Origin of the sequence: Pseudodesulfovibrio pelocollis (genome assembly GCF_030282845.1) — a bacterium.
Classification (GTDB): Bacteria; Desulfobacterota; Desulfovibrionia; order Desulfovibrionales; family Desulfovibrionaceae; genus Pseudodesulfovibrio; species Pseudodesulfovibrio pelocollis.
This window is the reverse complement of sequence record NZ_JASTWE010000064.1, coordinates 1-11,191: the sequence shown is the minus strand read 5'-3', so window position 1 is coordinate 11,191 and position 11,191 is coordinate 1. Positions and strand designations below refer to the sequence as shown.

The window sequence follows — 11,191 nt, the reverse complement described above, 5'->3', positions numbered from 1 at the left end:
AAAATTTATTGTTTAGTTACACGCTAAATCCAGGAAAAAGGACTATCCTCTGCGCGTCACGCTGCAAAGGCACTCTTGATCATGACGGCCCGCGTGCCTGGGACCCCATCTCGGCCATTCTGCCGATTCGACAGCGTCGTCGCTCACCAGAAGCCGCACCGAACCCCTTGAAAAAGGACAAGCATTGACAGGCACCGTGAACAATATCTCTACCACGCCACAAATGCGACAAGCAGTACAGCGGCGTCGCACCTTCGCAATTATCAGCCACCCCGATGCGGGGAAAACGACACTGACGGAAAAGCTCCTGCTTTTTGGCGGGGCGATCAATCTCGCGGGGTCCGTTAAGGCAAAAAAGTCAGTTAAGCATACTACTTCTGATTGGATGGAGATCGAACGCCAGCGTGGGATTTCTGTAACTTCATCGGTGATGAACTTCGAGTTCGACGGGTTCTCGATGAATCTTTTGGACACCCCGGGCCACCATGATTTTTCCGAGGATACATACCGCGTCCTCACGGCCGTCGATTCGGCGCTCATGGTCATAGACAGTGTCAAAGGGGTAGAGACGCAAACAAGAAAGCTGATGGATGTGTGCAGGATGCGCAATACGCCCATCATCACGTTCATCAACAAGCTGGATCGCGAAGGCCGGACGCCGCTGGAACTCATTGACGAGATCGAACAGCACCTGGGCATCGAGTGCTCTCCACTTTCCTGGCCGATAGGCATGGGCAAGTCGTTCCAGGGCGTCTATGACCTCCAGGAGGGCTTGATCCGCTTCTTCCATTCCGAGGGAAACAAGAACGTTCGACCGCAGGACACAGTGACGGTGTACGGTCTTGACGACCCTGCTCTGGATACGCATCTGGGTGAGGCCGCCGCCGATCTTCGCAAGGAAATAGAGTTGCTTGAAGGAGCCGGGTATCCTTTCGATCACAAGCGTTACCTGGCCGGGAAGCAGACGCCCGTTTATTTTGGCAGCGCCATAAACAACTTTGGCGTGCGGGAGTTGCTCGAAGGTTTTGCCACCCTGGCCCCGGCACCCAAAGCCCGTGCGGCCACCACGCGGGAGGTGTCTCCCTTTGAGGAGAACTTTTCCGGCATCGTGTTCAAGGTTCAGGCCAACATGGATCCGGCTCACCGGGACAGGATCGCCTTCGTGCGGATATGCTCAGGGCAATTCAACCGCGGCATGAGGCTCCAGAACCAACGTCTCGGCAAGCAGTTCAAGGCGTCCAACGCCATCTTTTTCATGGCCAAGAACCGCACCGGAGCGGAAGAGGCCTGGCCCGGTGACATCATCGGCCTGCCCAACCACGGGTCCATCCGTGTCGGCGACACTCTGTATGGCGATGAACCCCTTGTATTTCCTGGTATTCCCCACTTTGCCCCGGAGTTCTTTCGGCGCATAGTCCTTAGGGACCCATTCAAGGCCAAGCAACTGGAAAAGGGGCTTGCACAACTGACGGAAGAGGGTGCGATCCAGTATTTTCGGCCAGTAGTTGGACGCGATTACATCCTGGGGGCAATCGGCGTGCTTCAGTTTGAAATCATCGCCGCCAGACTTGCTGGCGAATACAATGTCCGTGTCACATACGATCAACTGCCGTACCACACGGTCCGATGGTTCTCTGGAGACGCAAAAACCATGAAAAGATTGGTCGAACAAAATCAACAGGCCATCGTCAAGGATGCCGACGACAGCATGGCAATGCTTTTCAACAGCGACTGGCAACTCACGAAAGTGACGGAAGATTGGTCCGATATCAACTTTTTCGACACGCGTGAGTGTGTCCTGAGTTAAGAACTCCGGGCATGGACAGGCAAATAAAAAGAGGTTAGGCGCATTGGCCTAACCTCTTGGTTTTATTTGGAGCCAGAACGGGGAATTGAACCCAGGACCTACTGATTACGAAGCCCTGGGTCAAATCTGGAAGCCTTGTAATTGTTGACTTTATTCTGGTTCAGACGGCTCGGAATCGCCATTTTGGCACGTCCTGGTATACACTTTGTATACCAGCATAAAGTCAAGAATTTTGTGGCTTTACTCGCGATTTCTCAATTCATGATGATTGTCGTGTCGGTAGCGGTGCCTGTAATTTCAAACGATTATGAAACGCGCTCCTGACTTTGATTTGGTGGTTCTGCCATGGCCCTTCTGTATCAAAAGCTATTCGGCTCGGAGGGGTAAACGCTCGCCAACAAATAAACCTTGCAGCAATAATTCGTGCTCCATTCTCCATGAGGCCTACGGCGTATCCCAGCGCTTGGCGCAAGCGGCAACCGCCTGGCATAGACAATTGCCTCAGCTTCACCGCACGAACGATCGCCTTGCTCGATACCCCACCAAATAATCGAGCAAAATACAAATATAGCGTTTACATCCTTCGCTCGGCCTGTTAACCAATCCCGCTGATCGGACAGCGTATTCCGGGGTGGAATCCGGTCTGGATCGATTATCATCAAAGCCAAATCCATCGCGAGGTGGAGACGGAAAGCCCACGGGTCTCGGAGACGAGATGGCCGGGTTGCCGATGGGAATGTCGTCACTCTTCCAACTCTCCTTGTCATTGGCGGAATTTGGCCGAACGGCTGACACGGCTTCGTGCGCGCGCGAGCGGGTTGTGTCGTGCGCCTCAAGGGGGCTTGGGTGGGTGACGAAAAGGGGACGGTGCGCCCGGCTGCGTTGATCGCGGGCCGGGGGCTGTGCCGAAGTGTCAGAATATCGCTTGTCTGGTTGGGCTTGGTCGTTGCGCTTGCCCTGCCCATCGAAGCGCAGGCGGCCCCGGTGGACGACGCCATCCGGCAGCAGGAGCAGATCCAGCAACAGCAGGAGCAGCGGCGGCTGGAGCTGGAGCGCGAGCACCGGGAGATGCTGGATCGGCCTCCCTCGGGCGACGACCTGCGCCTGCCCGAGGTGCCCGAGGCTGCGCCGGACGCGCCGTGCTTCGAGGCCAAATCCATCGAGCTTTCAGGGGTCACGCTGCTCAGCCAGCGGGAGATCGACGGGCTGATCGCCCCGTACCTGGGCCGCTGCCTGACCTTAAGCGGCGTCAACGCGCTGGTCCGGGACATCACCAACGCCTACATCGACAAGGGGTATGTCACCACCCGCGCGGCCGTCCCGGAGCAGGATTTCTCCTCGGGCCGATTGGTCATCCTGGTCATGGAGGGCCGGGTCGAGTCCATCGGGTTCAAGGATGGCGCGGGCCGCGTTCGGGAACTCAAAGGAGCATTTCCCGGCCTTGCGGACGAGCCCTTGAACCTTCGCGACATCGAGCAGGGGCTGGACCAGATGAACCGGCTGCCCTCCAACAACGCGACCATGGAGCTGGTGCCGGGCGAGGAACCGGGCGGGAGCCGGGTGGTGGTGTCCAACGAGCCGTCGCGCACGTGGCGGCTCTCGGCCGGGCTGGACAACTCGGGCCAGGATTCCACGGGCCGCAACCAGTATGTGCTCTCCTTTGGCAAGGACAACCTGTTCGGCATCAACGACCTGCTCTCCGTGACCATGAACGGCGATTCCGAGGCGTGGACCAACGACGAGCACCAGAAGAGCGTGACCTACAACGCCTTTTATTCCGTGCCTGTGGGCTACTGGACCTTTTCCGGCTCGCTCAGCCACTACGACTATCGCACGGCCATCGCCAGCGGCGGCACGGACTACAGCTCCTATGGCGACACGACCACCACGGTCCTGTCCGTGGACCGGGTGCTGCGCCGCGATCAGGACAGCAAGACCTCGCTTGGGGCTTCCATCACCCATCGCGACACCCAGAACTATTTCAACGGGGTGAAGCTGGCCTCCACCAGCCAGGTGCTCTCGTCGCTGGGCGCATCGCTGAACCACAGCCACCGGCTGCTGGGCGGGATTGCCTCGGCTCAGGCGGGCTACAGTTACGGCGTGCCCATCCTCGGGGCCAGACGCGACCGCAATCCCTCCCTCGACACGCCGCGCGCCCAGTTCAGCAAGGTCACGGTCTCGGGCAGCTTTTACCGGCCCTTCCGGCTCGACGAGGCCAATTTCTCGTGGTCCACCCGGTTCTCGGGCCAGTGGTCGCCGCACACCCTCTACAGTGCCGAGCGCATGAGCATCGGCAGCCGCTACACCGTGCGCGGCTTCCACGACGACAGCCTGGGCGGCGACATCGGCGGCTATGTGCGCAACGAGCTGGCCCTGACCATGCCGGACGTGCGCGCCAAGTCGCCAGCCGTGGCCGACTGGATCGGCACCATGCAGCTCTATGCCGGGTACGACGCGGGCTTCATCCGCCGCGATCCCAAGGAGACCGAGGAACAGGGCTCGCTCCAGGGCGCGGCCCTTGGCCTGCGCACCTCGGGCGGTCGCCTGCTCATGGATGTCTCCGTATCCCGACCGCTGGACGCGCCAACCTTCCTGAACAAGCGCGAACTCGAATTCTACTCGTCCATTCAATACGCTTTCTAATTCGGAGTTGATCATGCGCGAATCCCTCAAACAACTGCTCATCGGGTTCATGATCGGGCTGATGCTCTGCCCGCCCTCCCTGGTTTACGCGGGTGGCATCCAGGTGGACACCTCGGCCCCGGCCGCCAATCAGGCGACCATGGACGCGGCCCAGAACGGCGTGCCCGTGGTCAATATCGCGGCTCCGGGCGGCAACGGCATGTCTCACAACATGTTCACCGATTTCAACGTCGGCACTCAGGGCGTGATCCTCAACAACAGCGTGGCCCCCGGCGTGTCTCAGCTCGGCGGCGCGCTGGCCCAGAATCCGAATTTCGGCGGGCAGGCAGCGTCCACCATCCTCAACGAGGTCACCGGCACCGGGCGCTCCTCCATTGAGGGATTCACCGAGATCTTCGGCCAGTCCGCCAACTACATCCTGGCCAATCCCAACGGCATTTCCATCAACGGCGGCGGGTTCATCAACACGCCCAAGGCGACCATGGCCACGGGCACGCCCCAGTTCAGCGGCGGGGCCTTCCAGGGAATTGACGTGCGCGGCGGCGACATCCTCATCCATGGCGCGGGCGTCAACGCCGCCACCATCGACGCCTTTGAGGTCGTCACCCGCGCGGCGCAGATCAATGCCGATATCCACGCCAAACGCCTCGACGTAATCACCGGCCAGAACCGGCACAACCCGGTGAGCGGCACGACCACGCCCCTTGCGCCTGATGGCTCGCCCGCGCCAGCAATCTCCATCGATTCCTCGGCATTGGGCGGCATGTACGCGGGCCGCATCACCCTGGTGGGCACCGAGGCCGGGGTCGGGGTCAACACCAGGGGGCTGGTGCAGTCCACCGAGCACCTGGAAATGACCGTGGACGGCAAGATCCAGGTCACGAACACGGTCACCTCGTCGGGCACCATGACCCTTGCGTCGCAGGATTCCATCGACGTTTCCGGCACGGTCAAGGCGGTCGGCACGGCCACCCTGAACGCGCCCACCGTGACCGTGGCCAAGGTCGACCCCGCCGATTCCCCGATCATCTCCGGCGGCGCGCTCGCCATCAACGCAGGCACCCTGAACAACGAGCAGCTCATCGCGGCCGACACTGCCGCAACCATTGCCGCCACCACCCTGAACAACACGGGCACCATCTATTCCGGCGGCACAGCCACCTTCCGCATCGCCGACAGGCTTTACAACAACCGGGGCACCATCCTCGCCAAGAACGACATGCTCCTCGAAGGCGCTGCCGCGGGCCAGAAGATGCCCACCCTGCAGAACGACTCCGGCACCATCGAATCGCTGGACGGCGGGCTGGTCGTACGGGCCGAAACCCTGAACAACACCACCCTCGACACCGTGGTCAACGAGGCGGCCACCCCTGTGGATGGCAGCGGCAAGGGCGGCGCGTTCTACGTATATGGAGACAAGGCCAACCGCAGCCAGTTGATGTATCAGGAGCTGGGTGGCACGGGCAGCGCGCCTTACAACGCCTATGTGGTTTCCGAAGGGGAGTGGTACCTGTGGGACCTCATCGGCCTTGGCCCCAAACGCGTGGTGACCTGGGACGAATTCGACGCGGTGCACCAAGCTTTTGACACCAGCGGACTGAGCGCGGCCAATCTCACGGCCTTCAACAGGCTGCGCACCAACATCGTCAACAAGAACGGCGAATACATCATCAAGGGCACCACCTCGTGGCAGGATTGCGGGGCCTACTTCACCCAGACCTTTGAGGACGAACTGGTCTCCAGGGGCATCGCCGGAAAGCTTCTTGCTCATACCGGCCTTGCCGTGGAGGCCGACACCCTGACCACCAACCAGGGCGTCTTCCAGACCACCCAAGGCGACCTGTCCATCGCCGCAGACACCATCACCTACGACGGCTTCACCCTCTACCGCCGCGAGCAGGTCAAGTGGGCCATCGGCAAGGCCAACAACCATAACGGGGCGTGGCTGGAGCGCCACGGCTCGGGCCAGGAATCAATCCTGGACCCCATCAGCACCTTCAAGAACAGCTTTGTCAGCGGCGGCAATGTCCTCATCACGGCCAATTCCATCACCGGCCAGGATGAATTCCGCGACCCCAACACCATCATCAATGCCCCGGACCCGGCGGCCCAGGCCCAGAAGGTGGCCGATGTCACCAATGTGACCGACCAGCTCCCGGCCAACGGATTGTTCCAACCCAATGCCAACCCGACGCACAACTACCTGATCGAGACCAACCCGGCCCTGACCAATCTCGACACCTTCTACGGCTCGGACTACGCGCTTTCGCGCATGGGCTTTGATCCCAATGCCGAGGCCAACAAGCGGCTGGGCGACGCCTTCTTCGAGACCCGGCTGGTGCGCGAGCAAATATTCGAGCTGTCCGGCCTGCGCTTCCTCGATGCCGCCGTCACCACAGACGCCGACCAGATGCTGGCGCTCATGGACAACGCGGTCCAGGCCCGGACCGATCTCAATCTCTCGGTGGGCATGACCCTTTCTGCCGATCAGGTGGCGGCCCTGACCAACGACATCATCTGGTTCGAGTACCAGGAGGTGAACGGTCAGCAAGTCCTGGTGCCCGTGGTCTATCTCGGCTCTGCCAGCCTGCTCAAGCTGGCCCAGGGCGACTCCATCATCATTGGCGACGAGGTCCGCATCGCCACCACCGGTGACACGGCCAACACCGGCTCCATTATCGCGAAAAACGGCCTGGAGATCACGGCGGCCAACTTCCTGAACATGCCCGGCAGCGCGGTGCGCGGCGGCGATGTGACCATCGCGGCCACCGGGTCGGTCCGCAACACCGGCGGAAGCATCGCGGGCAACACCGTCTCCCTCACCGCCGGGCAGGACGTGGTCATCGCCTCGGAGACCCTCGCCAAGACTTCGCAGCACGGCCGTGAGACCGTTGTGGGCCGCACCGGCAGCGTCAAGGCCACCGGCGACCTGACCATTGCGGCCGGGGAAAACGTCGGCATCCTTGGCGCAAGGGTCGAATCCGGCGGCGACATGATCCTCAAGGCCGGGGAAAACGTCGCCATCTCGACCATCGAGACGCAGATGCGTCACAGCGTGGCCGAGTCCCAATTCAGCACCCGCACCGATGCCACGGCCAATACCGGCAGCACGGTCACGGCAGGCGGCGCCCTCTCCATCGAGGCCGGGCAGGACGCGGCCATCCACGGCAGCCGGGTCGAATCCGGCGGCGACACCGACATCACGGCAGGCGGCAGCGTCGCCATCACCGCCGCCCAAAACACCTGGGACGGCGCCCACCACAACAAAGGTGGCGGTGGCGGTTTCTTCGGCGGCGGCGGGAGCTCCGAATCCTCAGAGGTCCGGGGCGTGGCCGCCAAACAATCCACCCTCGCCTCCGGCGGCTCGGTCACGGTCGAGGCTGGCACCGCAGGCTCCGGCGATGTCGTCCTCCAGGGCAGCCGGGTCACAGCCGGACAGGACGCCACCCTCAAGGCCGAGGGCGACATCCAGGCCACGGCAACCCGCACGGAGAACTACTCCAAATTCCAGGAGGAAAAATCCGGCTTCATGGGCACCAAGTCCTCGGAGCTGACCGAGAGCAACACCGTTGCCCATGTCCGTCCCGAGATCGAGGCCGACGGCAAGGTCACCCTTGACGCCAAGCAGGACGTCATCCTCCAGGCCGCGCGCATCACCTCTGGCGACGAGACCGGGATCACGGCCCAGGACGGCCAGGTCGCCATGCTCGTGGTCAAGGACAGCGAGTACAAGCGTGAGGTGAAGTCGGACACCGGGTTCTTCTCCTGGTCCTCCAAGGACCAAGGCTCCCTCGACGAAACGGTCCAGCATACGGAAATCTTCGCGGACAAGGGGCTGACCCTCACCACCGCCGAGGGCGTGGTGGTCGAATACAAGGAAACCGGCAACCTCCAGCAGGATATCGCGCAGCTGGCCCAGGCTCCGGGCCTGGAATGGATGGCCGAGGTCGCAGCCCGCGACGACGTCAACTGGCAGGCCGTGCAGGAAGTGCACGACGCCTGGAAGAAAGAAGACAGCGGCATCGGCGGGCCGGGCATGCAGCTGGTTTCCCTGGCCATGGCCGTGGCGTTGTCGTTCACGCCGGGCGGCCAGGGGTTTGCAACGGGCGTCCTGCACATGGCTTCGGATACCGCCATGACCGCTGCTGTGGCCGCCGGATTCAACGCCCTGGTCATACAGGCGGGCATGCAGATTGTGGGCAATGGCGGCGACATCGGCGCGGCCCTCACGGCTCTGGCCTCCATCGACACCGTCCGCCTGCTCGCCACGGCCATGCTCACCGCCGGTCTGGGCCACGAGGCGTTGGGCCGGTTCGCCGAGTCCGATCTCGCCCAAAGCATCGACGGCTTGGCCCATGACCTCACCACCGGCACCATTCAGGCCGGGATCAACACCGGCGTGGGCACAGCCATCAACGGCGGCAATCTGGGCGACAACCTGATCGCCAACCTCCACAGCACGGCGGTCTCCGTCCTGGGCGCAAACGTGGCCCAGGAGATCGGCGCAGCCTACAAGGGCGGCACCGGCGACATGGACTATGTGGCCCACAAGATCGCCCACGCCGCCCTGGGCGGAGCCATGGACGTCGCCATGGGCGGCAACGGCGTGTCCGGCGCCATCGGCGGAGCCGTCGGCGAGATCACGGCGGAGGCTTTGGCCAAGGAAATCGAGATAAGCCTTCTCTCCGGGGAGATCACGCCCGAACAGGCGGAACGCTGGCGTAAATCCGGGGTCGATTTGTCAAGGCTTTCGGCAGGATTGGCCGCATTCGTGTCTGGCGCTGACGTCGACAGTGCCGCCCTTGCGGCGGGGAATGCCGCCGAGAACAACGCCTTTTTCGCCCTCCCGGCCATTATCGCGGCAGCGGCAGCTGGTCTGGAGGTTTTGGACAAAGTCCTGCTTGGCAAAGATATCGTTGATTTCTTTGTGGCCGTCCATGAGGGCGACATCGAAACCCAGTCTCAGATTGCCGAAGGACTGATGATCGGGGCTGCCCTCGAAGTCACGGTCGGCAGCATCATTCCGGGAAGTTATGCCGCGATCAAGGCGGCGTTGAAGGCTGGCGATGTCGGCCTCGCGCGAACGCTGCTGGCCAAGGCGAGCCCCGAGGCCGCCGAATGGGTGGCGAAGAAGAGCGGCGATGCGGTTGGGGCGCTTCGCGAAGTCTTCGGCGAAACATATACAGTGATCGCCCAAAAGACTAACCTGCCAGCACTGCCAGGCTGGGAAGGCTCGCTGTCCGCCCGCAGAATGGCCCCTGGCGCAGCCTCTCACGGCAGCAATTTGCCCAGTATTGTCGAAGGTCAGACATGGCTGAAGGGAACGGCGGGCAACGCAGGCAAGGTGCCCGCGCAGATTGCGGAAAAGCTGAATGGAAGGCAGTTTGCGGATTTTAACAAGTTCCGCGAGGCATTCTGGCAGGAAGTGGCGGCTGACCCGGTGTTGAGTAAGCAGTTCTCACTCAACAATATAGCTGAAATGAAGAAAGGCAACGCTCCTTTTGCGATCCCTTCGGAACATATTGGCAAACGAGGAAGGTATGAGTTGGATCATGTTGAAGAGCTTCAGCAGGGAGGAAATGTTTACGATATGAACAATCTGTTCATCAGAACGCCGTTTGACCATTTAAACAAGTGAGATGGGGGAAATGGGAAAAAATAAAAAAAAAGCATTGATATTATTGCAAGAACTCTTGACGTATCCCCTCCCAACAGAAGGGCGAGGGGATGAGATTGTAGAAGAATTGAAAGAAGTCATACCCGATCCAAACTTTATAATGTATATTTATTATTCCGATGATTTTATAACGGAAGATGGTAGTTTTGATTACGAGGGATTGTTAATAAAGTGCTTTGATGACTATGAACCAAATGTGATCGCTTTGTAAAAAACTGAATGTACAGAGAGAGTATTGACCTCACACCGCCGACCTTGGCGGTGTGAGTTACGCGGCTTCTTCGCTTGCCGATTGCTTGCCTTTCACGATGCCGTCCAGGAAGGCATGACTCGTCGCTCTGCCTTCGTATACGGCAAGCTCAAAGGTAGCTTTCAATGTCCATACGGGCATGGAGTACGCCAATAATGTTGACGAAATCTTTGTTGCTCGTGACCGTGTGGAACACCACATGGCTTTTCACGGGGATGGAACGAGACCCATCTCGAATCTCTGGGCGAGCCTTGCCAAGTTGGGGATTGCCAGCAAGCTGCTGAAAGATCGTGTCGATCTCCATGAGGTATGCGTCAGCTTGGGATTCGCCCCATGTCGCATCTGTGTACGCCCAAATGTCGCGCAGGTGGGCCGTGGCGGCTGGCGTGATTCTGACTTCAGCCACGACGTTCCTTGGCCTCGGCAATGATGGACTTCACACCACCCTCAAGGAACTCCCCGGCATCGGCCTGGGCGGCCCCCTCGGCGAGTTCCTTGCGCAGCGCGTCAAGCTTCATCTGGTAGACAAGCTGCTCGTGGGTCTCCATGAAGCGGAGGGCTTCGCGGATCACCTCGCTGGCGTTGTTGTACAGCCCGCTTTCCACCTTCCGCTTGATCTGGGACTCCAATTTCGGAGTTAATGAAATATGCATGGCAAATCCTCCATGGAATTTATGTACCCACCGTACAAAGATTGTCAATCTTTGTATATACCGAAATGTCGGTACAATGTTTCCGCCTCTATCTATCCGACATAAATAGATATCGCTGGCGGTTACGCCTTTAACTGAAAACCATGGAGAGCACAATGTCG

At 60.5% G+C, this 11,191-nt stretch carries 7 protein-coding genes and 1 riboswitch; of the genes, 5 read left to right on the top strand and 2 right to left on the bottom strand.

From position 1 onward, the window contains the following. From QQS14_RS15445 to QQS14_RS15425, 5 genes are all read left to right on the top strand, one after another. The coding region (locus QQS14_RS15445; RefSeq protein ID WP_285907911.1) for a hypothetical protein at window positions 1–188 on the top strand (188 nt) is incomplete at its 5' end. A gap of 35 nt (window positions 189–223) precedes the next feature. Then, the gene (locus tag QQS14_RS15440) at window positions 224–1,807 is read left to right on the top strand and encodes a peptide chain release factor 3 (protein WP_285907912.1); all 1,584 of its coding nucleotides are present in this window, start codon (window positions 224–226) and stop codon (window positions 1,805–1,807) included. 653 nt (window positions 1,808–2,460) lie between these two features. After that, window positions 2,461–2,539, top strand: a riboswitch (cyclic di-GMP riboswitch). A 207-nt stretch (window positions 2,540–2,746) separates the two neighbouring features. Continuing rightward, window positions 2,747–4,450, top strand: a complete 1,704-nt coding sequence (locus QQS14_RS15435) for a ShlB/FhaC/HecB family hemolysin secretion/activation protein (RefSeq protein ID WP_285907910.1) — start codon at window positions 2,747–2,749, stop codon at window positions 4,448–4,450. Window positions 4,451–4,463: 13 nt separating this feature from the next. Next, on the top strand, window positions 4,464–10,088 hold the full coding sequence (locus QQS14_RS15430; RefSeq protein WP_285907909.1) for a two-partner secretion domain-containing protein: 5,625 nt from the start codon (window positions 4,464–4,466) through the stop codon (window positions 10,086–10,088). Between the two features lie 10 nt (window positions 10,089–10,098). Continuing rightward, the gene (locus tag QQS14_RS15425) at window positions 10,099–10,338 is read left to right on the top strand and encodes a hypothetical protein (protein ID WP_285907908.1); all 240 of its coding nucleotides are present in this window, start codon (window positions 10,099–10,101) and stop codon (window positions 10,336–10,338) included. A 148-nt stretch (window positions 10,339–10,486) separates the two neighbouring features. Here the strand turns inward: QQS14_RS15425 and QQS14_RS15420 are convergent, their stop codons facing one another. Both QQS14_RS15420 and QQS14_RS15415 read right to left on the bottom strand, forming a co-directional pair. After that, a complete protein-coding gene (locus QQS14_RS15420) occupies window positions 10,487–10,783 on the bottom strand; it encodes a type II toxin-antitoxin system RelE/ParE family toxin (protein ID WP_285907907.1) in 297 nt (98 codons plus the stop codon). Then, on the bottom strand, window positions 10,776–11,030 hold the full coding sequence (locus QQS14_RS15415) for a type II toxin-antitoxin system ParD family antitoxin (RefSeq protein ID WP_285907906.1): 255 nt from the start codon (window positions 11,028–11,030) through the stop codon (window positions 10,776–10,778). Before QQS14_RS15415 ends, QQS14_RS15420 begins: the two co-directional genes overlap by 8 nt. Window positions 11,031–11,191: the final 161 nt, after the last annotated feature.